Genomic DNA, 19,602 nt, shown 5'->3' with positions numbered 1-19,602 from the left:
TGTGCCCCGGGCGGGCCGCTGCAGGCCATCGCGGCGGATCATCCCGTTCGGCTGGCGCGACAGGCTATGATGCGCGCTTTCGTCTGACGGAGTCCGAGATGGCCAAGGCCAAGCGCATGTACGGCTGCACCGAGTGCGGCGCGACCTTTCCCAAGTGGGCCGGCCAATGTGGCGAATGCGGCGCCTGGAACACCCTGGTGGAAACCGTCCTCGAGGCCAATGCCGTCACCCCCAGCGGGCGCACCGGCTGGGCCGGCCAGCAGGCGCAGATCAAGACCCTGGCCGAGGTCAGCGTCGAGGAAATGCCGCGTTTTTCCACCGCCTCCGGCGAGCTGGACCGGGTGCTCGGCGGTGGCCTGGTGGACGGCTCGGTGGTGCTGATCGGCGGCGACCCGGGCATCGGCAAGTCGACCATCCTGCTGCAGACCCTGTGCAACATCGCCACGCGCTTCCCTGCGCTCTACGTCACCGGTGAGGAATCCCAGCAGCAGGTGGCCATGCGCGCGCGGCGCCTGGGCTTGCCGGAGGACAAGCTCAAGGTGATGACCGAGACCAATATCGAGGCTATCATCGCCACCGCGCGCCTGGAAAAACCCAAGGTGATGGTGATCGACTCGATCCAGACCATCTTTACCGAGCAGCTGCAGTCGGCCCCCGGCGGGGTGGCCCAGGTGCGTGAGAGCGCGGCCCTGCTGGTGCGTTTCGCCAAGCAGAGCGGCACGGCGATCTTCCTGGTCGGCCATGTGACCAAGGAAGGCGCCCTGGCCGGGCCGCGGGTGCTCGAGCATATGGTCGACACCGTGCTGTATTTCGAGGGTGAATCCGACGGCCGCCTGCGCCTGTTGCGCGCGGTGAAGAACCGCTTCGGCGCGATCAACGAGCTGGGTGTGTTCGGCATGACCGACAAGGGCCTCAAGGAGGTCACCAACCCCTCGGCGATCTTCCTCACCCGCGCCCAGGAGGAGGTGCCGGGCAGCGTGGTCATGGCCACCTGGGAGGGCACCCGGCCGATGCTGGTGGAGGTGCAGGCGCTGGTCGACACCAGCCACCTGGGCAACCCGCGCCGCGTCACCCTGGGCCTGGACCAGAACCGCCTGGCCATGCTGCTGGCGGTGCTGCACCGGCACGGCGGCATTCCCACCTACGACCAGGACGTGTTCCTCAATGTGGTCGGCGGGGTCAAGGTGCTGGAGACCGCCTCGGACCTGGCGCTGATGGCGGCGGTGATTTCCAGCCTGCGCAACCGGCCTTTGGCTAATGACTTGCTGGTGTTTGGCGAAGTGGGCCTGTCCGGGGAGATCCGCCCGGTGCCGAGCGGCCAGGAACGCCTCAAGGAGGCGGCCAAGCACGGCTTCAAGCGCGCCATAGTGCCCCGGGGCAATGCTCCCAAGGAGGCGCCGGCGGGGCTGCGGGTCATCGCCGTGACGCGCCTGGAGCAGGCGCTGGACGCCTTGTTCGAGTAGGGCCGCACGCCGCGCCCGGCGGCGCGGCCGCGGGTGCCGGCTAGTCGCCGCCGAGCGCGGCCAGTTCCCGCTCGAGCAGGGCTTCGTCGCCGAGGTTGAGCTCGACCAGGCGGCGCAGGTGGCTGATCGAGTCGAGATCGATATGCTGGCAGCTGAAACCCAGCAGCTCGTCCTGGGCGCGGGTCAACAGCACCTCCATGCGCACGCGGATATCGCCACCCAGGTTGACCTGCGCCTCGAAGGGCTGCTCGGCGTCGCCGCTCCAGTCCGTCGGGCGCCTGACCAGCAGGCCCTTGAGCGACAGGTCGTGCAGTTCGACCGGCCAGCGCTGGGCGCCCTGGACGATCTCGGTGGGTGCGTCGAAGGCAATGCGCTGGAAGCGCCGACGCTCTTGGCTGGTATCACTCATCTACAGACTCCCGGACGGATGCGTCCACTATAGCCAAGGCCGCCGCGACTGGCTCGGCATTCTTGCCGGGCGCCGGCCATCGGTGCCGCTTCGCGACCATGAAAAAGCCCGCCGATTGGCGGGCTTCCGTGTTCCTGGCGCGGCTTAGTTGCCGTACACCGGGAACTTGGCGCACAGCGCCTTGACCTGCTCGCGCACGCGGCCTTCCACGGCCTCGTCGCCCAGGTTGGCGAGGATCTCGCAGATCCAGCCGGCCAGCTGGCGGCACTCGCCTTCCTGGAAGCCGCGGGTGGTCACGGCCGGGGTGCCGATGCGCAGGCCCGAGGTGACGAAGGGCGAGCGCGGGTCGTTCGGTACCGAGTTCTTGTTCACCGTGATGTAGGCGCGACCCAGGGCGGCGTCGGCGTCCTTACCGGTGATCTCCTGCTTGATCAGGCTGAGCAGGAACAGGTGGTTCTGGGTGCCGCCGGAGACCACGTCGTAGCCGTTCTCGATGAACACGCTGGCCATGGCCTGGGCGTTCTTCACCACCTGCTGCTGGTAGGCCTTGAACTCGGGCTGCAGGGCTTCCTTGAAGCACACCGCCTTGGCCGCGATCACGTGCTCCAGCGGGCCGCCCTGGCCGCCCGGGAACACCGCGGAGTTGAACTTCTTCTCCAGCTCCTCGTTCTGCCGCGCCAGGATCAGGCCGCCGCGCGGGCCGCGCAGGGTCTTGTGGGTGGTAGTGGTGACCACGTCGGCGAACGGCACCGGGTTCGGGTAGAGGCCGGCGGCGACCAGGCCGGCGACGTGGGCCATGTCGACGAACAGGTAGGCGCCAACCTTGTCGGCGATGGCGCGGAAACGCGGGAAGTCGAGGACCTGGGAGTAGGCGGAGAAGCCAGCGATGATCATCTTCGGCTGGTGTTCCACGGCCAGGCGCTCGACCTCGTCGTAGTCGATCAGACCGTTGCCGTCGATGCCGTACTGCACGGCGTTGTACAGCTTGCCGGAGAAGCTGACGCTGGCGCCGTGGGTCAGGTGACCACCGTGGGCCAGGCTCATGCCCAGCACGGTGTCGCCGGCGTTGAGCAGGGCCATGTACACGGCCGCGTTGGCCTGGCTGCCGGAGTGCGGCTGGACGTTGGCGTAGTCGGCGCCGAACAGCTGCTTGGCGCGGTCGATGGCCAGCTGCTCGATCACGTCGACGTATTCGCAGCCGCCGTAGTAACGCTTGCCCGGATAGCCTTCGGCGTACTTGTTGGTCAGTACCGAGCCCTGGGCCTCCATGACTGCCGGGCTGGTGTAGTTTTCCGAGGCGATCAGCTCGATATGTTCTTCCTGACGCTGGGCTTCCTGCTCCATCGAGGCAAACAATTCGGCGTCAAAACGAGCGAGGTTCAATTCACGGCTGAACATATGGCAATCCCCTGAGAATCAGCTGGGCGGTAGAAAGAGGGGGCGAATTCTACCCCATCGCGGCGCGCGCGGGGCGTGAATGGCGGTCATGGGCTGCACAAGCGGGGCTCATCAGCCCAGCATGAACAGGGCGGCACCGCCGAACTGGGCGGTGAACTGCTGGGCCGGCATGGGCCGGCCCAGCAGGTAGCCCTGCACCTCGTCGCACTCATGCTCGCGCAGGAAATCCAGCTGCTCCTGAGTCTCCACGCCCTCGGCGATCACCGCCAGATTGAGGCTGTGGGCCATGGCGATGATGGCGCAGGCGATCTGCCCATCCTGCTCGCCGTCGGGCAGGCCGTCGACGAAGCTGCGGTCGATCTTCAGCACGTCGATGGGGAACTGTTTGAGGTAGTTCAGCGAGCTGTAGCCGGTGCCGAAGTCGTCGATCGCCAGGCACAGGCCCAGGCGCTTGAGGTCGGCCAGGGTGCCCAGGGCGCCGGTCACGTCCTGCATCAGGATGCTCTCGGTCAGCTCCAGCTCCAGGCAGGCCGGCGGTACGCCGCTGTCGGCGAGGATCGCGGCGATGCGCCGATCCAGGTCGCCGTCGGCGAACTGCCGGGCCGACAGGTTGACCGACACCTTGGGCACGCGGACCTTCGCCTGGTGCCAATGCTTGAGCTGACGACAGGCTTCGGCCAGCACCCAGTCGCCGACCTGCACCACCAGGCCGAGCTCCTCGAGCACCGGGATGAAATCATCCGGCGGCACCAGGCCGCGACGTGGGTGCTGCCAGCGCAGCAGCGCCTCGACGCCGGTCAGGCGCTGGCCGTTGCCGGAGAACTGCGGCTGGTAGTGCAGGACGAACTCGCCCTGGCCGAGGGCGTGGCGCAGGTCGCTCTCCAGCTCCAGGCGCTCCAGGGCGCTGGCGTTCATGTCCGCCTGGTAGAACTGGAAGTTGTTCTTGCCGCGCTCCTTGGCGTGGTACATGGCGGTGTCGGCGTTCTTCATCAGCTGGCTCAGCTCGTCGCCATCCTGGGGGCTCATGGCGATGCCGATGCTGGCGGTGACGAAGAACTCGCGGCCCTCGAGGACGAAGGGCCGGGCCAGGCTGGCGAGAATCTGCTCGGCCACGTGGATCGCCCGGTTCATCGCGGCCTCGCGGCTGGCCGACGACTGCAGCAGCAGGGTGAACTCGTCGCCGCCCATGCGCGCCACCGTGTCGTCGCCTTCGACACAGGCCGACAGGCGTGCGGCCACGTCCTTGAGCATGCGGTCGCCGGCGGCGTGGCCCAGTGAGTCGTTGATCGGCTTGAAGCGGTCGAGGTCGAGGAACATCAGCACCACCCACTCGCGGTTCCGCTCGCCGTGTTGCAGGGCGGTGTGCAGGCGATCCTGGAACAGCGTGCGATTGGGCAGCTGGGTCAGGGCGTCGTAGTAGGCCAGGCGGTGAATGCGTTGCTCACTGGCCTTGCGCTCGCTGATGTCGCTGAAGAAGCACACGTAGCTTACCAGGTCGCCGTCCTCGTCCTGCACGGCGGTGATGCCGACCCAGGCCGGGTAACTCTCGCCGTTGCGGCGCTTGAGCCATACCTCGCCCTCCCAGCTGCCGCGCTGGTTGAGCTGGCCGAGGATGTAACGCAGGTGGCCAGCCTGCTGCTGGTCGGCGGTGAGCATGCCCGGCAGCTGATCGAGCACTTGCGCCGAGCTGTAGCCGCTGACCCGGCTGAAGGCCTTGTTGACCTGGACGATATAGCCGGCCGGGTCGGTGACCAGGATCGCCGCGGTGGAGTGTTCGAACACCGTGGCGGCCATGCGCAGTTCCTTCTCCGCGCGACGTTGCTGGGCGATGTCGCGGCCGACGCCGAGCAGGCCCTCGAAGCGGCCGTGCTCGTCCCACATGGGCACCAGACGCAGTTCCACCGGAATCTTGCGGCCGTCGGCGCGCAGGCAGTCGAACACGAACACTTTCGGTTGCAGCTGCCGGCGTAGCTCGGCCACGCGTTGGGGCGTGCCGAGGCCATCGCGCACCTGCTCCAGCAGCAGGTCCAACTCGGTCAGTTGCGCCGGGTTGCTGGCCAGCTCGCGGAAACCGCTGCTCAGTACCGCTTCGGCGGTGAAACCCAGCACCGTCTGCACCGAGGGGCTGACGTAGCTCAGCTGCAGGCTGCTGTCGGTGGAAAAGATCACGTCGCTGATGCTCTCGGCCAGCAGGCGGTAACGCTGTTCGCCGGTGCGCAGCGACTCGCTGCGTTCGATCTGTTCGGTGATGTCCTTGGCAATGCCCAGCAGGCGGCCGACCCGCCCGTTCGCGTCACGCTGCAGGGCCTGCTCGCGAATGCTGAACCAACGCCAGGCGCCATCCTGGCGCCGCCAGCGCAGCTGCGCGTCGAGCAGCACGCCGTCACCGACCACCTGCTGCAGGTTGCGGAGGCGCCAGTAGTAGTCGCTGTCGTCCGGGTGCAGGATATGCTCCCAGAAACGCTCGCCCATGCACTTCAGCTCGACCTGGCTGTAGCCCAGTTGCAGGCCCAGGTGGTGGTTGCTGAACAGCACCCGGCGGTTGGCCACGTCATGCACGTAGAGGGTGTCCGGCACGGCGCGCACCACGTCGGACCAGAAGCGCTCGCGCTCGACCAGGGACAGTTCGATGCGTTTGCGGCTGGTGACGTCGCTGATGCTCAGGGTCACCGCATGCAGATCCTCCGGATTGTCCGGCAGGCGCAGGACCAGCCAGAGGTGGCGCTCCTGGCCCTGGGGGGTGCGGATTCGCTGCTCCATCTCCAGCAGCCCGGAGTTTTCCAGCAGGGCAGCCAGCAACTGCATGCGGAAACCGCCGGGGCGCAGCGGGCTGCTGTTGATCAGGTGCTGCCAACCCTGTTCGGCGCTGCTCACACCGAGCAGACGCAGCGCCACCTGATTGGTCTCGGTTAGGCGCAGGCGTTGCAGCAGTTCGCCGTGGCGCCGGGGGTTGGCCTGTAACCAACGGCTCAGCTCGGCGCCGTCGCGCAGCTGCAGTTGGCGCAGGTAGTCGTGCAGGTCGGCCAGGTCGAGCACGCACAGCGCGGTGCCGGTGCCTTCGAAGATGTCCTGGTAGCGCCGCCGGGTCTCCTTCAGCACGCGGGTGGCGTGCTGTTCCTCGGTGACGTCGCGCAGCACCCAGACGAACCCCAGGTGCCGGCCGTCCTCGCCGAGGTCGCTGCGGCTGATGGCGAACAGGCGGCGGCTGGCGTCTTGCTGGATCTCCACCAGATCTGGGCCCTGCTCGCTATGGAAGGCGGTGTGGTGCAGCAGCAACGGGTCGAGATGGGGCAGCAGGTCCAGCAGGTGCAGGTTCTGCGCGTCCCGGCTGGCCAGGCCGAACAACGCCTCGGCCTGGGGGTTGAGGTAGCTGATCTGGCCGTTGCCGTCGGTCACCAGCACCCGCTCCTCGACGGCGCCCAGGGCGCTGGCGGCCTGGTGCAGCGAGCGTCGCGAGGCGGCGTTGAGCTCGTGCAGCCGGCGTTGCTCGCGCAGCAGGCGATACAGGGCGACCAGGGTGAGCAGGGTGCAGAGGGTGAACAGGGCGAATTTGCCCGCCAGTTGTGGCAGCAGTTGTGCGCGCACCTTGCGTTCGTTGAACAGCGCCCGCAGTCGCCAGTCGCTGCCATTGAGCGGGGTCAGCAGGATGCTCTGGGCCAGGTCTTCGGCGGTCACCGGCGGGAATCTGCTCGCGGCATGGCTCGGGCGCTCCTGGCTGCTGACGATCAGGCGCTGCGCCAGGCTGTCCTCGAGCAGCCACTGGTAGTCGCCCTGGCGGTGCTCGGAGAGCCATTCACGCAGCGCCGCGGTGCTCATGCGCAATGCCCAGTAGCCGCCTGGGGCGTCGTCCCCGGCCTGGCGCAGGAGCAGGTAGATGCGCCCCTCGTCGTGGGGGCTGAAGGCGTAGTGGTAGGGGGCCCCCTGGCTGCGCCGGAACAGCTGGCCGAGAAAGCGGGCGTCATTTGCCTGGGGCGCACTGTCGCCGAGGATGCCGCCGCGCGGGCCGAGCCAGGCCAGGCTCAGCACATTCGGGAAGACCGCGCGCAGGCTGTCCAGTACCGCTGCGCGCTGGGGGGGCGTGGCGGGAGGACGGCTGAAGGGGCTGAGCATCGCGAGGCCGGCGCGGGCCTTGAGGTCCATGCTCAGGCCGAGGTGGTTGGCCAGCTGGGCGTTGAATTCGTGGTTGAGTTGGCGCTGGCTGTCCTCCATCTGCCGCGCCTGGAGGTGCAGTTGCCACAGCAGCAAGGCAAGCATGCCCAGTACCAGGGCCACCAGTGCGCCCTTGACCGAGCTCCGCAGAGGACGCGTCGCCGGCGGCTCGCCCGGCGTGTTCGGGAAGGGGAGTGGAACGGCTGTCGCCATGGGTCAGATCCAGCAGCTACGGTCCGGTTGATGCCGGCAGCATTGAGCGTCCACGTCCGAGTGGGCAGCGAAAGTCGGCTAGCATGCCACAACCTCGGCAAAGTGCCAGGCCAACCGACGAGCGCTGTTTGCCCTGTGCAGCGCATTCCGGTAGTTTTGCCGCACGCGCGCGGGAGCCTTGGTTCACGTGCAGCATGCGAGTGGCGCAGCGCCCATCGGGCGGTCTCGCCAGGCCCGGGCGGGCGAAACATTCGCCGCCGCGGGGCGCGACAGCCGCCGACCAATCTCCAGTTTCTTGTCATAGAACCCAGGTTATCCATGGCTCAATACGTCTACACCATGCATCGGCTGAGCAAAGTTGTGCCGCCGAAGCGGGAAATCCTCAAGAACATCTCCCTGTCCTTCTTCCCCGGCGCCAAGATCGGCGTGCTCGGCCTCAACGGCTCGGGCAAATCCACCCTGCTGAAGATCATGGCCGGGGTCGACCAGGAGTTCGACGGCGAAGCGCGGCCGATGCCCGAGCTGAACGTCGGCTACCTGCCCCAGGAGCCGCAGCTCGACCCGAACAAGACCGTGCGCGAAGTGGTGGAAGAGGCCGTCAGCGTGATCAAGGACGCCCAGGCGCGCCTGGATCAGGTCTATGCCGCCTACGCCGAGCCGGACGCCGACTTCGACGCCCTGGCCGCCGAGCAGGGCAAGCTGGAAGCCATCCTCCAGGCCGCCGACGGCCACAACCTCGAGCGCCAGCTGGAAGTGGCCGCCGACGCCCTGCGCCTGCCGGCCTGGGACGCCAAGGTCGCCGTGCTTTCCGGTGGCGAGAAGCGCCGCGTGGCCCTGTGCCGGCTGCTGCTGTCGGCGCCGGACATGCTGCTGCTGGACGAACCGACCAACCACCTGGACGCCGACTCGGTGGCCTGGCTGGAGCACTTCCTCCACGACTTCCCCGGTACCGTGGTGGCGATTACCCACGACCGCTACTTCCTCGACAACGTCGCCGGCTGGATTCTCGAACTCGACCGCGGTGCCGGCATTCCCTACGAGGGCAACTACTCCGGCTGGCTGGAGGCCAAGTCGGCCCGCCTGGCCCAGGAATCCAAGCAGCAGTCGGCCCACGAAAAGGCCATGAAGGAAGAACTGGAGTGGGTGCGCAAGGGCGCCAAGGCGCGTCAGTCCAAGTCCAAGGCGCGCCTGCAGCGCTTCGAGGAGATGCAGTCGCAGGAGTTCCAGAAGCGCAGCGAGACCAACGAGATCTACATCCCGGTCGGCCCGCGCCTGGGCGACAAGGTCATCGACTTCGTCAACGTGACCAAGGGCTACGGCGACCGCGTGCTGATCGACAACCTGTCGTTCAGCATGCCCAAGGGCGCCATCGTCGGGGTGATCGGCGGCAACGGCGCCGGCAAGTCGACCCTGTTCCGCATGCTGATGGGCAAGGAGCAGCCGGACTCGGGCAGCATCGAGATCGGCGAGACCGTGCAACTGGCCTGCGTCGACCAGAGCCGCGACGACCTGGACGGCGGCAAGACCGTCTGGGAAGCGGTGTCCGGCGGCTCCGACATGATCCGGATCGGCAACTACGAGGTGCCGTCGCGTACCTACGTCGGCCGCTTCAACTTCAAGGGCGGCGACCAGCAGAAGTTCGTCAAGGACCTCTCCGGCGGTGAGCGCGGCCGTCTGCACCTGGCCCTGACCCTCAAGGAAGGCGCCAACGTGCTGCTGCTCGACGAACCGTCCAACGACCTCGACGTGGAAACCCTGCGTTCGCTGGAAGAAGCACTGCTCGACTTCCCCGGCGCGGCCATCGTGATTTCCCACGATCGCTGGTTCCTCGACCGCGTGGCCACGCACATCCTGGCTTACGAGGATGACTCGCACATCGAGTTCTTCGAGGGCAACTACACCGAGTACGAGGCCGACCGCAAGAAGCGCCTCGGCGAGGCCGCCGCCCAGCCCCATCGGGTGCGGCACAAGAAGCTGGCGTAAGCCGGAGCTTCTTCACAGAAAAACGGAGCCCCAGGGCTCCGTTTTCTTTTTTCAGGCCTTTGCTCAGCCCTTGACGCAGACCACCTGGCGCAGCGTATGCACCACCTCGACCAGGTCGCGCTGGGCGGCCATGACCGCATCGATGTCCTTGTAGGCCATGGGGATTTCGTCGATCACCTGCTTGTCCTTGCGGCACTCGACGTGGGCGGTGGCGCGTTCCTGGTCCGCCACGTTGAACTGCTTCTTGGCCTGGGTGCGGCTCATGCTGCGTCCGGCTCCGTGGCTGCAGGAGCAGAACGCCTCCTGGTTGCCGAGGCCGCGGACGATGAAGCTCTTCGCTCCCATCGACCCGGGGATGATGCCCAGCTGGCCCCGCTGCGCCGACACCGCGCCCTTGCGGGTGACCAACACCTCCTGGCCGAAGTGATGCTCCTTCTGCACATAGTTGTGGTGACAGTCGACCGCCTCCAGGCTGGTCTCGAACGCGCGGCTCAGCACTTGCCGCGCTGCGCCTATGACCGCCTGCAGCATCAGCGCACGGTTCTGCCTGGCATAGTCCTGGGCCCAGCCGACCGCCTCGACATAGTCGGCGAAATGCCGGCTGCCCTCCTCGAAGTAGGCCAGGTCCCTGTCCGGCAGGTTGGCCAGGTGCTGGCGCATGTCGGCCTGGGCCAGCTCGATGAACTGCGTGCCGATGGCGTTGCCGACCCCCCGCGAGCCGCTGTGCAGCATGAACCAGACGCGGTCCGCCTCGTCCAGGCAGACCTCGATGAAATGGTTGCCGCCGCCGAGGGTGCCGAGGTGCTGGCGGTTGTTGGTCTTCTCCAGGCGCGGGTATTTGTCGGTGATCGCCTTGAAGCGCGCGGCCAGGGCGCGCCAGGCCTGGTCTGCCTGGAGCGGCACCTCGTCCCAGGCGCCCTGGTCGTGCCTGCCGAAGGTCTTGCCGTGGGGCACCGCCTGCTCGATGGCGCGGCGCAGGCCGTGCAGGTTGTCCGGCAGGTCGCCGGCCCGCAGCGAAGTGCGCGCGGCGATCATGCCGCAGCCGATGTCGACGCCGACGGCCGCCGGGATGATGGCGCCGAGGGTGGGAATGACGCTGCCGATGGTCGAGCCCTTGCCCAGGTGGACGTCCGGCATCACCGCCAGGTGCTTGAAGATGAACGGCATCCGCGCCGTCTTCAGCAGCTGCTGGCGCGCCTCCTCCTCGACTGGTACGCCCTCGGTCCAGAGCTTGATCGGTTTGCCGGTGGCGGCTTGGAGAATCTGCGGTGTGCGGGTCTTCATCGGCGTGGACTGGCCTCGGTGACGTGGCGGAGGGCGGCGCGAGGCGGCTCGATACCGTCAGACCCTGCGCGCCTCGCCCAGAATCAAGCCTACACCCTGTCCGCACGGCAGGCATGCGGCGCTCGGCACCACCCGGGAGTTTCGCCGGCGCTCGTGCAAGCTGGCCGTGAGCGTCCACACTTATAGCAAGAGCACGATAAGGAGTACTTCCATGCCCGCCTTCGAACCCCGTGCGGCGCTCGACGCGTTGTTGGCCGAGTACAGTGCGCGGGCCAATGCCATACGCCAGGACCTGGCGCGCAGCCATTCGCCGGATTTCGCCGAGCAGGCGCTGCAGCGGCAGAACGACGAGGTGCTGGAGGCGCTGCTGGCCGAGGCCGAGGCGGCGCTGCGCCAGGTCGGAATGGCCAAACTGCGGCTGGCAGAGGGGCGCTACGGCGAGTGCCTGCGCTGCGGCGAGCCGATCGAGCCGGCGCGCCTGCAGGCACTGCCGGCCGCGGAGTACTGCCTGCGCTGCGCCGATCACGCCGCTGCGTCGAAACCTTAGGCCGAGGCCATTTCCTCCAGCAGTCTGCGTGCTGCAGTCTGCGCGGCATCGGTATAGGGGCGCAGCACGTTGGCGCCGCCGGCATGGTGGAAGGCCTCGATATCGCCCTCGTGGAAGGCGCTGAGGGTTATCTGTCCGCGAAACGATATGCCGCGCAGGGCCCGCAGGAGCAGGGCGTTGATGTCGCGCTGGGGGATGGTGCTGAGCAGTGCCCTTGCCTGCAGGATGGGGAGATGGGCGAGGAAGTCCGCATCCTCGGCGTCGCCATAGCAGACGTTGAGTCCCTCCTTGCGCGCCAGGGCGAGGGCTTCGGGGTCGAAGTCGACCCCGAGCACGCGCATGCCATCCTGTTCGAGCTGCATGGCCAGTTGTCGACCATAGCGACCCATGCCGTAGATGATGATGTCCAGCTCGGTGCTGTCGGGCGGGTTGTCCGCCACGCTCTCACGGTGCGGGATCGATCGCTCGAAAAGCCCAAGCCAGGGCGATAGGCGCGCATACAAGGGCTGCGCGTAGAGAATCATGTAGGTCGACAGGGTGATGGTAATCAGGCCTACCAGGGTGGTCAGGCCCAGGGCGCCCTGGTCGATGTGGCCCAGGCCGATGCCCATGGCGACGAAGATGATCGAAAACTCGCTGATCTGGGCTACGGTCAGGCCCGCCATGAAGCCGGTGCGCTTGCGATAGCCCATCCAGCCCATGATGGCCATGACGATCAGCGGATTGCCGATCAGGACGAACAGCGAGAGCAGCAAGGCGCTGCCGATCTGGCCGTGGAAGTGGCCGAAGTCGAGCTGGATGCCCAGGTGCAGGAAGAAGAACAGCAGGAGAAAATCCCGCAGGCTGGTCAGGCGACTGGCCACCGCCTCGCGCAATGGGGTCGAGGCCAGGGAGAAGCCGGCGAGGAATGCGCCGATTTCCTTGGACAGGCCGAGCGCTTCGGCACCGCCGGCCAGCAGTGTGCCCCAGGCGATCGCCACCAGCATCAGCAGCTCCGGCGAACGGGCCATCGAGGTGAGCAGCCGCGGCAGGACAAAGCGCATCAGCAGGTAGAGCAGCGCCAGGCTGGCGAGCATTGCGACGAGCAGGACTTGCGGGGGGACGCCCTTGGGGGCGGGCGTGCTGGGCTGGTAGAGATTCAGCGCGAGCATCGCCAGCACCACGGCGATGTCCTGGACGATCAGGAAACCCATGGCGATTCGCCCGTGCAGGGAGTCGATCTCGCCTTTGTCCGACAGCAGCTTGACGATGATGATGGTGCTGGAGAAGGTCAGGGCCACGGCCACATAGAGTGCGCTCAGCCACTCCAGATCGAGCAGTCGGCACAGGATGAAGCCGAAGAGGATGGTGAACGTCAGCTGGCCGAGGCCGGTGGCCAGGGCCACTGGCCCGAGCGTGCGGACCAGGCGCATGTCGAGCTTGAGCCCGACTACGAACAGCAGCACCGTGATGCCGATTTCCGCGAGCAGGGCCAGTGGTTCGATATCGCTGCTCAGGCCCAGCACGGCCGGGCCGGCGATGATGCCGACGAGGATATAGGCGATGATCAGCGGCTGGCGCAGCTTCACGGCGATAAAGCCGAGCAATGCCGATAGTGCGAGCAGGGCGGCTACTTCCTGGAAAAGGCTCATGTACGGGGTTCCTTTGGCAACGACGTACCTTAGGCCTCTGCGCCGATTGCGCTGCTGTCCTGGATCAAGCTTTTGGCTTGTAGCGGCGGCCCGATACCGCCATGATTTCCCCAGCGAGTGCCCCTCTGTTCAAGGATTTCCGATGCCTGATTCCGTTGCTGCCCACCTGCGGCTAGCGCCCGATGCTCTAACCCGCCCGTTCTCCGCCACCCAGTTCAACTTCGCCACCACCGATGATCTCGAGCCCTTCCGGGGCGTGCTGGGCCAGGAGCGGGCGGTCGAGGCGCTGCAGTTCGGCGTGGCGATGCCGCGCCCGGGTTACAACGTGTTCGTCATGGGCGAACCGGGCACCGGGCGGTTTTCCTTCGCCAAGCGCTACCTGAAGGCCGAGGCCAAGCGCCTGGCCACGCCGTGCGACTGGGTCTACGTCAACCATTTCGACGAGCCGCGCGAGCCGCGGGCGCTGGAGCTGGCGGCCGGCAGCGCCGGCGAGTTCATCGCCGACATCAATGTGCTGATCGACAACCTGCTGGCGACCTTTCCGGCGGTCTTCGAGCACCCGTCCTACCAGCAGAAGAAGAGCGTCATCGATCGCGCCTTCAACAAGCGCTATGACCAGGCCCTGGACGTGATCGAGCGCCTGGCCCTGGAGCGCGGCGTGGCGCTGTACCGCGACAGCAGCAATATCGCCTTCACCCCGATGCTCGAGGGCAAGGCCCTGGACGAGGCCGAGTTTGCCCAGCTGCCGGAGGCCGAGCGCGAGCGTTTCCACGCCGACATCGCGACCCTCGAGGAGCGCCTCAACGAAGAGCTGGCCAGCCTGCCGCAGTGGAAGCGCGAGTCGAACAACCAGCTGCGTCAGCTCAACGAGGAAACCATCACCGTGGCCCTGCAGCCGCTGCTGTCGCCGCTGTCGGCGAAGTACGCGGAGAACGCCGGGGTCTGCGCCTACCTGCAGGCGGTGCAGGTCAACCTGCTGAAGACCGTAGTCGATCAGCTGGTGGAGGTGGAGAAGGTCGACGTGCAGGCGCGCAAGCTGCTCGAGGAGCAGTACTGCCCGAGCCTGGTGGTGGGCCACCACACCGACGGCGGCGCCCCGGTGGTGTTCGAGTCGCACCCGACTTACGACAACCTGTTCGGTCGCATCGAGTACAACACCGACCAGGGCGCGCTCTACACCAGCTACCGCCAGCTGCGTCCGGGTGCGCTGCACCGGGCCAATGGCGGCTTCCTGATCCTCGAGGCGGAGAAGATGCTCGGCGAGCCGTTCGTCTGGGACGCGCTCAAGCGCGCCCTGCATTCGCGCCAGCTGAAGATGGAGTCGCCCCTGGGCGACCTCGGCCGCATCGCCACCGTGACCCTCAATCCGCAGGTGATCCCGTTGCAGGTCAAGGTGGTGATCATCGGCGCCCGCCAGCTGTATTACGCGCTGCAGGACCACGATCCGGACTTCCAGGAGATGTTCCGCGTGCTGGTCGACTTCGACGAGGACATTCCCCTGGGCGACGAGAGCCTGGAACAGTTCGCTCAGCTGATGAAGACCCGCACCTCGGAGGAGGGCATGGCGCCGCTGACGGCGGCTGCGGTGGCTCGCCTGGCGACCTACAGCGCGCGCCTGGCCGAGCACCAGGGACGGCTGTCTGCGCGCATCGGCGACCTGTTCCAGCTGGTCAGCGAGGCCGACTTCATCCGCCAACTGGCCAACGAGCCGGTGACCGACGTGGGCCATATCGAGCGCGCGCTCAAGGCCAAGGCCACTCGCACCGGCCGGGTCTCGGCGCGGATCATCGACGACATGCTGGCCGGCATCATCCTGATCGACACCAGCGGCGCCGCAGTCGGTAAATGCAACGGCCTGACCGTGCTGGAGGTCGGCGACTCGGCTTTCGGCGTGCCGGCGCGCATTTCCGCCACGGTCTACCCGGGCGGCTCGGGCATCGTCGACATCGAGCGCGAGGTCAACCTGGGCCAGCCGATCCACTCCAAGGGGGTGATGATCCTCACCGGCTACCTGGGCAGCCGCTATGCCCAGGAGTTCCCCCTGGAAATCTCCGCGAGCATCGCCCTGGAGCAATCCTACGGCTACGTCGATGGCGACAGTGCCTCGCTCGGCGAGGTGTGCACGCTGATCTCGGCCTTGTCGCGCACGCCGCTCAAGCAGTGCTTCGCCATCACCGGCTCGATCAACCAGTTCGGCGAGGTGCAGGCGGTCGGCGGGGTCAACGAGAAGATCGAAGGCTTCTTCCGCCTGTGCGAGGCCCGTGGCCTGACCGGCGAGCAGGGGGCGATCATTCCGCACTCCAACGTCACCACCCTGATGCTCGACGAGCGGGTGCTGCAGGCGGTGCGCGCCGGGCGGTTCCATATCTACGCGGTGCGCCAGGTCGACGAGGCGTTGAGCCTGCTGGTCGGCGAGGATGCCGGCACGCCGAACGCCGAAGGCCAGTTCCCGGCCGGCAGTGTCAATGCCCGGGTGGTCGAGCGCCTGCGCGAGATCGCCGAGATCGACCTGAGCGAAGAGCCCAAGGGCGAGGAGGCGAAGGAGGCGAAGGAGGCAGAGGTCGCGCCGGTGAAGGAGAAGAAGCCGCGGGAGAAGAAGCCCGCGGCCTGAGTGCCTCGGGCGGCCGGGCGTGGTCCGGTTCGGTGGCTGGTCAGTCATTGAGCGCTGCGCCGGTCGCGGCGCACCGCGCGGCCTGGACGGGCTTGCCCACGCCTCGTGCACAGGGTTATCCACAATTGCCGTGGATAACCCTCGGGTTTCCCTCATCGGCGTTGCGGGTGTAGGCTGGAGACCTGACCTAGCGAGGGTCGCTGCCATGCCGCGCAACCTCTGCCTCACTCGTAAATGCCTGGGCTTGGTCACCCGCATCGAATGCGTGGTACTGCCCCTGGCCGGTGAGAAGGGACTCTGGACGCTGATCTGTGCCGCCGGAATCTCCGGCGAACAACCCTCCGCCATCAAGGCGCAAGGCCCATTCTACGGGCCTGTTGTGGCCGAGGGCGTGCTCAGCGGGATCGCCGAAAGCCTGGCCGCGCAAGGCTACGATGAATGCCCCGAAATGATGATCTGGCGCTTGCATATTCAAGCCGAGCTGCGGCGCTTGAACGGCGAGCGCTGCCGTCATCCTGGCAATTACCAGTTCCGCCCGGAAACCTGATCGGGTCGCTGGTCGCCTTTTGATCGGTCGCTTGCAGCGCCAGCATTCCCGGGTGCCTGGCGATTAATCCTATGACTGCCCACAGCGTTATCCACAGTTTGCGGGGATAACTCGGCCTCGTGCGCCGGTCTTGTCTGCCGGGGCGTGCTGGGTATACTCGGCCGCAGATTTTCGCCCCTAATCTGTGAGTACCCATGGAACGCTTTATCGAAAACGCGATGTATGCCTCGCGCTGGCTGCTGGCTCCCATCTACTTCGGCCTGTCCCTGGCCCTGCTGGCGCTGGCGCTGAAGTTCTTTCAGGAGGTCTTCCACATCCTGCCCAATGTCTTTGCCATGGCAGAGGCTGACCTGATCCTGGTGCTGCTGTCGCTGATCGACATGGCCCTGGTCGGTGGCCTGCTGGTGATGGTGATGATCTCCGGCTACGAGAACTTCGTCTCCCAGCTGGACATCGACGAAGGCAAGGAGAAGCTCAGCTGGCTGGGCAAGATGGACTCCGGCTCGCTGAAGATGAAGGTGGCGGCCTCCATCGTGGCGATCTCCTCGATCCACCTGCTCAAGGTGTTCATGAACGCGCAGAACATCGATGACAGCAAGCTGATGTGGTACGTGATCATTCATATGGCCTTCGTGCTTTCGGCCTTCGCCATGGGCTACCTGGACAAGCTGACCAAGCACGACCACTGATCCGCCCAGCGGCCCACTCACCGCCCGGCCGTTGTGAAACGGACGGGCGGTTTGCTTTGTGCCTTGCGCTTGCCTGCTCTTGTACAAAAATTATATAGGCTGCTTTTTCTGTACATGACGGGGGGCGAGGTAATTCCATGAATCTGCACGATCTGTCGGCTCATGCCCACGCCGGGCGCATCGACGAACTCAACCTGATCTCCATCGAGGGCGGCATCTACGTGCTCGAGGCGCGCATGGATGGGCGCGCGCACTCGCTCAGTGACAGCCATGGCGAGGTGCTGCACCTGCGCTCCGTCGAGCATGCCCGCGACATGCTGCATGAACTGCCCAGGGTGCCGTTCAATCTGGTGCATGCGGTGGTGCATGATGAAATGTGCGGTATGGCGGACGACAAGCCCGATACGGTCAGGGTACCAATCTCGATCACCTCGGCCTGGTAAGCGGAGGGGGGTGGGCCTTGGTCGCAGGTGCCGGGCACTGCCGGCGGCGCCTGGGGCATGCGTGGCTTCTGTGCTAGTCTGGCCGGCCTTTTCAGCCCCAGCGGAGCAGTGTCATGTCCGAACTCAATCTCTCTACTGACGAAACCCGCGTCAGCTATGGCATCGGTCGTCAGCTCGGCGGTCAGCTGCGTGACAATCCGCCGCCGGGTGTCAGCCTCGAGGCCATCCTGGCCGGTCTGAGCGATGCGTTCGCCGGTCAGCCCAGCCGCGTCAGCGAGGCCGAGTTGTCCGCCAGCTTCAAGGTCATCCGCGAGGTCATGCAGGCCGAAGCCCAGGCCAAGGCCGAAGCGGCCGCCGGCGCTGGCATCGCCTTTCTCGCCGAGAACGCCAAGCGTGAAGGCGTCACCGTGCTCGCCTCCGGTCTGCAGTACGAAGTGCTGAGCACCGGCGAAGGCGCGGTGCCGACACGTGAAGACACCATCCGCGCGCACTACCACGGCACCCTGATCGACGGTTCGGTGTTCGACAGCTCCTACGAGCGCGGTCAGCCGGCCGAGTTTCCGGTCGGCGGCGTGATTGCCGGCTGGACCGAAGCCCTGCAGCTGATGAATGCCGGCAGCAAGTGGCGCCTGTACGTACCGAGCGAACTGGCCTACGGCGCCCAGGGCGTCGGCAGCATCCCGCCGCACAGCACCCTGGTGTTCGACGTCGAGTTACTGGACGTCCTCTAAGCGGTTCCCGCGGGGCGCCAGGCTCGTCGCTGGCCCCCGCGCAGGCGGCTCTGCAGGTTGTGCCTGCGCAGTCGCCGGCCCCGATGCTCAAGGGCGCAATGCCCTTGAGTAGCAGAACAGGAACAGGTTGCGGACTAGCTCCTTGAGCACCAGGGGTTCGTTGCAGCTCAGTTCCTGCAGGTCCAGGTCTCCCTGTTCGCGCAATTCCTCCAGCGCCTCTTCCTCCAGTACCGCGCAGGCCTCGCCGGTTTCTCGGTTCAGTATGCGCAGATACGGATGCGGTCTATCCAGCCAGGCATCGATCAGGTAGGTCATGCTCATCATCCTCTTGAGTGATTCTGTGAGAATAATTCGTATTACGGTGGTGGCAAGTGCTTATTTGGGTTTCATCAGGCAATAAAAAGCCCGTCACGCAGGACGGGCTCTTGGGCGCGGTTGCGGCTCAGTGGGTGCGAGCGACGGCGAAGCGGCTCAACTCGACCAGGGCGTCGCGGTATTCGCCTTCGGGTAGCGCGTCCAGGCAGGCGATGGCCCGCTCGGCAAAATCACGGGCCTTCTGCGCAGTGTAGTCGAGGGCGCCAGCGGTCTCGACCGCATTGCGGATGCTTTCCAGGTCCTCGATGCCACCTTTCTGGATTGCCTGGCGAACCAGGGCAGCCTGTTCGGCCGTGCCTTCGCGCATGGTGTAGATCAGCGGCAGGGTCGGCTTGCCTTCGGCCAGGTCGTCACCGACGTTCTTGCCCAGAGTGCTGGCATCGCCGCGATAGTCGAGCAGGTCGTCGACCAGCTGGAAGGCCACGCCGAGGTGGTCGCCAAAGGTGCGCAGGGCCTCGGTCTGTTGCGCCGAGGCGCCGGCCAGGGCAGCGGCGCTGTGGGTCGAGGCCTCGAACAGCATGGCGGTCTTACCGCGGATCACCTCCATATAGGTGTCTTCCGTGGTGCTGGCGTCGCGAATCTTCGACAGCTGCAGCACTTCGCCTTCGGCGATCACCCGGGTGGCCTTGGAGAGGATCTTCATCACCGGCATGGAGCCGAGTTCGACCATCATCTCGAAGGAGCGCGAATAGAGGAAGTCGCCGACCAGCACGCTGGGGGCGTTGCCCCATTGGGCGTTGGCGGTGCTGCGGCCGCGGCGCATGTCGGACATGTCGACCACGTCGTCATGCAGCAGGGTGGCGGTGTGCAGGAACTCGATGGTGGCGGCGAGCAGGCGCAGCTGCTCGTCGTCGCGGCCCAGGGCCTTGCCGCAGAGCAGCACCAGCAGCGGGCGCAGGCGTTTGCCGCCGGCAGAAATAATGTAGTCGCCGATCTTCTCTACCAGCGGCACGCGCGAGACGAGTTGTTGGCGGATGATGCCGTCGACGGCGGTAAAATCGTCCGCCACCACGCGGTAGAAGGCCTGGGGTTGCATCGGCGACAAGTGCTCCTCTAAGGTTGCGCGGCATGCTAGGGGGCAGGGGGGGGGCTGTCAAGGCAAGCCCCAGCGGTGCTTGCGCCCTGTCTG

General features: G+C 66.5%; 15 protein-coding genes. 8 read left to right on the top strand and 7 right to left on the bottom strand.

What is annotated here, in order from left to right; all coding sequences use genetic code 11:
• Window positions 1-98 precede the first annotated feature (98 nt).
• Entirely contained in the window at window positions 99-1,463 is a 1,365-nt protein-coding gene (gene radA, locus ACSX1D_RS17560; protein ID WP_439859726.1) for a DNA repair protein RadA, read from the top strand.
• A gap of 40 nt (window positions 1,464-1,503) precedes the next feature.
• Here the strand turns inward: radA and ACSX1D_RS17555 are convergent, their stop codons facing one another.
• From ACSX1D_RS17555 to ACSX1D_RS17545, 3 genes are all read right to left on the bottom strand, one after another.
• Window positions 1,504-1,872 (bottom strand): PilZ domain-containing protein, encoded by a 369-nt coding sequence (locus ACSX1D_RS17555; protein ID WP_439859725.1) that lies wholly within the window; start codon window positions 1,870-1,872, stop codon window positions 1,504-1,506.
• A gap of 144 nt (window positions 1,873-2,016) precedes the next feature.
• Window positions 2,017-3,270, bottom strand: coding sequence for a serine hydroxymethyltransferase (gene glyA / locus ACSX1D_RS17550; RefSeq protein WP_439859724.1), 1,254 nt, complete (start codon window positions 3,268-3,270; stop codon window positions 2,017-2,019).
• 111 nt (window positions 3,271-3,381) lie between these two features.
• Window positions 3,382-7,632: a sensor domain-containing protein gene (locus tag ACSX1D_RS17545; protein ID WP_439859723.1), complete on the bottom strand. Its 4,251-nt coding sequence runs from the start codon at window positions 7,630-7,632 to the stop codon at window positions 3,382-3,384.
• Between the two features lie 318 nt (window positions 7,633-7,950).
• Here ACSX1D_RS17545 and ettA point away from each other — a divergent pair, with 318 nt between their 5' ends.
• A complete protein-coding gene (gene ettA, locus ACSX1D_RS17540; RefSeq protein WP_439859722.1) occupies window positions 7,951-9,615 on the top strand; it encodes an energy-dependent translational throttle protein EttA in 1,665 nt (554 codons plus the stop codon).
• 63 nt (window positions 9,616-9,678) lie between these two features.
• On the opposite strand, the gene ACSX1D_RS17535 is transcribed toward ettA, so the two are convergent.
• Window positions 9,679-10,899: an RtcB family protein gene (locus ACSX1D_RS17535; RefSeq protein WP_439859721.1), complete on the bottom strand. Its 1,221-nt coding sequence runs from the start codon at window positions 10,897-10,899 to the stop codon at window positions 9,679-9,681.
• 211 nt (window positions 10,900-11,110) lie between these two features.
• On the opposite strand from ACSX1D_RS17535, the gene ACSX1D_RS17530 reads away from it, so the two are divergent.
• Window positions 11,111-11,446, top strand: a complete 336-nt coding sequence (locus tag ACSX1D_RS17530) for a TraR/DksA family transcriptional regulator (protein WP_439859720.1) — start codon at window positions 11,111-11,113, stop codon at window positions 11,444-11,446.
• Here the strand turns inward: ACSX1D_RS17530 and ACSX1D_RS17525 are convergent.
• On the bottom strand, window positions 11,443-13,077 hold the full coding sequence (locus ACSX1D_RS17525; RefSeq protein WP_439859719.1) for a cation:proton antiporter: 1,635 nt from the start codon (window positions 13,075-13,077) through the stop codon (window positions 11,443-11,445). The genes ACSX1D_RS17530 and ACSX1D_RS17525 overlap by 4 nt on opposite strands.
• Before the next feature lie 142 nt (window positions 13,078-13,219).
• Here ACSX1D_RS17525 and ACSX1D_RS17520 point away from each other — a divergent pair, with 142 nt between their 5' ends.
• The 5 genes from ACSX1D_RS17520 to ACSX1D_RS17500 all read left to right on the top strand — a co-directional run bounded on the left by ACSX1D_RS17520 (window position 13,220) and on the right by ACSX1D_RS17500 (window position 18,098).
• Window positions 13,220-15,688 (top strand): Lon protease family protein, encoded by a 2,469-nt coding sequence (locus ACSX1D_RS17520; RefSeq protein WP_439859718.1) that lies wholly within the window; start codon window positions 13,220-13,222, stop codon window positions 15,686-15,688.
• A 205-nt stretch (window positions 15,689-15,893) separates the two neighbouring features.
• A complete protein-coding gene (locus tag ACSX1D_RS17515; protein ID WP_439859717.1) occupies window positions 15,894-16,235 on the top strand; it encodes a hypothetical protein in 342 nt (113 codons plus the stop codon).
• A 194-nt stretch (window positions 16,236-16,429) separates the two neighbouring features.
• Window positions 16,430-16,924 (top strand): TIGR00645 family protein, encoded by a 495-nt coding sequence (locus ACSX1D_RS17510; protein WP_439859716.1) that lies wholly within the window; start codon window positions 16,430-16,432, stop codon window positions 16,922-16,924.
• 137 nt (window positions 16,925-17,061) lie between these two features.
• Window positions 17,062-17,367 (top strand): DUF6482 family protein, encoded by a 306-nt coding sequence (locus ACSX1D_RS17505; RefSeq protein ID WP_439859715.1) that lies wholly within the window; start codon window positions 17,062-17,064, stop codon window positions 17,365-17,367.
• 113 nt (window positions 17,368-17,480) lie between these two features.
• Window positions 17,481-18,098, top strand: coding sequence for an FKBP-type peptidyl-prolyl cis-trans isomerase (locus ACSX1D_RS17500; protein ID WP_439859714.1), 618 nt, complete (start codon window positions 17,481-17,483; stop codon window positions 18,096-18,098).
• Between the two features lie 87 nt (window positions 18,099-18,185).
• On the opposite strand, the gene ACSX1D_RS17495 is transcribed toward ACSX1D_RS17500, so the two are convergent.
• Window positions 18,186-18,413 carry a PA4570 family protein gene (locus ACSX1D_RS17495; RefSeq protein ID WP_439859713.1) on the bottom strand — a complete coding sequence of 76 codons (228 nt, stop codon included), beginning with the start codon at window positions 18,411-18,413 and terminating at the stop codon, window positions 18,186-18,188.
• Window positions 18,414-18,540: 127 nt separating this feature from the next.
• Entirely contained in the window at window positions 18,541-19,509 is a 969-nt protein-coding gene (locus ACSX1D_RS17490; protein ID WP_439859712.1) for a polyprenyl synthetase family protein, read from the bottom strand.
• Between the last annotated feature and the right edge of the window lie 93 nt (window positions 19,510-19,602).

It is taken from the genome of Pseudomonas sp. MBLB4136 (assembly GCF_051904765.1).
In the GTDB taxonomy this organism is placed as follows: domain Bacteria; phylum Pseudomonadota; class Gammaproteobacteria; order Pseudomonadales; family Pseudomonadaceae; genus Aquipseudomonas.
This window is presented reverse-complemented; position numbering and strand designations above follow the sequence as displayed.

What these genes read in the sequence shown, in the direction of transcription:
- ACSX1D_RS17505 (WP_439859715.1), top strand. Translation starts at nt 17,062, where the DNA reads ATGAATCTGCACGATCTGTCGGCTCATGCCCACGCCGGGCGCATCGAC.
- glyA (WP_439859724.1), bottom strand. Translation starts at nt 3,270, where the DNA reads ATGTTCAGCCGTGAATTGAACCTCGCTCGTTTTGACGCCGAATTGTTT.
- ACSX1D_RS17530 (WP_439859720.1), top strand. Translation starts at nt 11,111, where the DNA reads ATGCCCGCCTTCGAACCCCGTGCGGCGCTCGACGCGTTGTTGGCCGAG.
- ACSX1D_RS17510 (WP_439859716.1), top strand. Translation starts at nt 16,430, where the DNA reads ATGGAACGCTTTATCGAAAACGCGATGTATGCCTCGCGCTGGCTGCTG.
- ACSX1D_RS17535 (WP_439859721.1), bottom strand. Translation starts at nt 10,899, where the DNA reads ATGAAGACCCGCACACCGCAGATTCTCCAAGCCGCCACCGGCAAACCG.
- ACSX1D_RS17545 (WP_439859723.1), bottom strand. Translation starts at nt 7,632, where the DNA reads ATGGCGACAGCCGTTCCACTCCCCTTCCCGAACACGCCGGGCGAGCCG.
- ACSX1D_RS17555 (WP_439859725.1), bottom strand. Translation starts at nt 1,872, where the DNA reads ATGAGTGATACCAGCCAAGAGCGTCGGCGCTTCCAGCGCATTGCCTTC.
- ACSX1D_RS17495 (WP_439859713.1), bottom strand. Translation starts at nt 18,413, where the DNA reads ATGACCTACCTGATCGATGCCTGGCTGGATAGACCGCATCCGTATCTG.
- ACSX1D_RS17515 (WP_439859717.1), top strand. Translation starts at nt 15,894, where the DNA reads ATGCCGCGCAACCTCTGCCTCACTCGTAAATGCCTGGGCTTGGTCACC.
- ACSX1D_RS17525 (WP_439859719.1), bottom strand. Translation starts at nt 13,077, where the DNA reads ATGAGCCTTTTCCAGGAAGTAGCCGCCCTGCTCGCACTATCGGCATTG.
- radA (WP_439859726.1), top strand. Translation starts at nt 99, where the DNA reads ATGGCCAAGGCCAAGCGCATGTACGGCTGCACCGAGTGCGGCGCGACC.
- ACSX1D_RS17490 (WP_439859712.1), bottom strand. Translation starts at nt 19,509, where the DNA reads ATGCAACCCCAGGCCTTCTACCGCGTGGTGGCGGACGATTTTACCGCC.
- ACSX1D_RS17500 (WP_439859714.1), top strand. Translation starts at nt 17,481, where the DNA reads ATGTCCGAACTCAATCTCTCTACTGACGAAACCCGCGTCAGCTATGGC.
- ettA (WP_439859722.1), top strand. Translation starts at nt 7,951, where the DNA reads ATGGCTCAATACGTCTACACCATGCATCGGCTGAGCAAAGTTGTGCCG.
- ACSX1D_RS17520 (WP_439859718.1), top strand. Translation starts at nt 13,220, where the DNA reads ATGCCTGATTCCGTTGCTGCCCACCTGCGGCTAGCGCCCGATGCTCTA.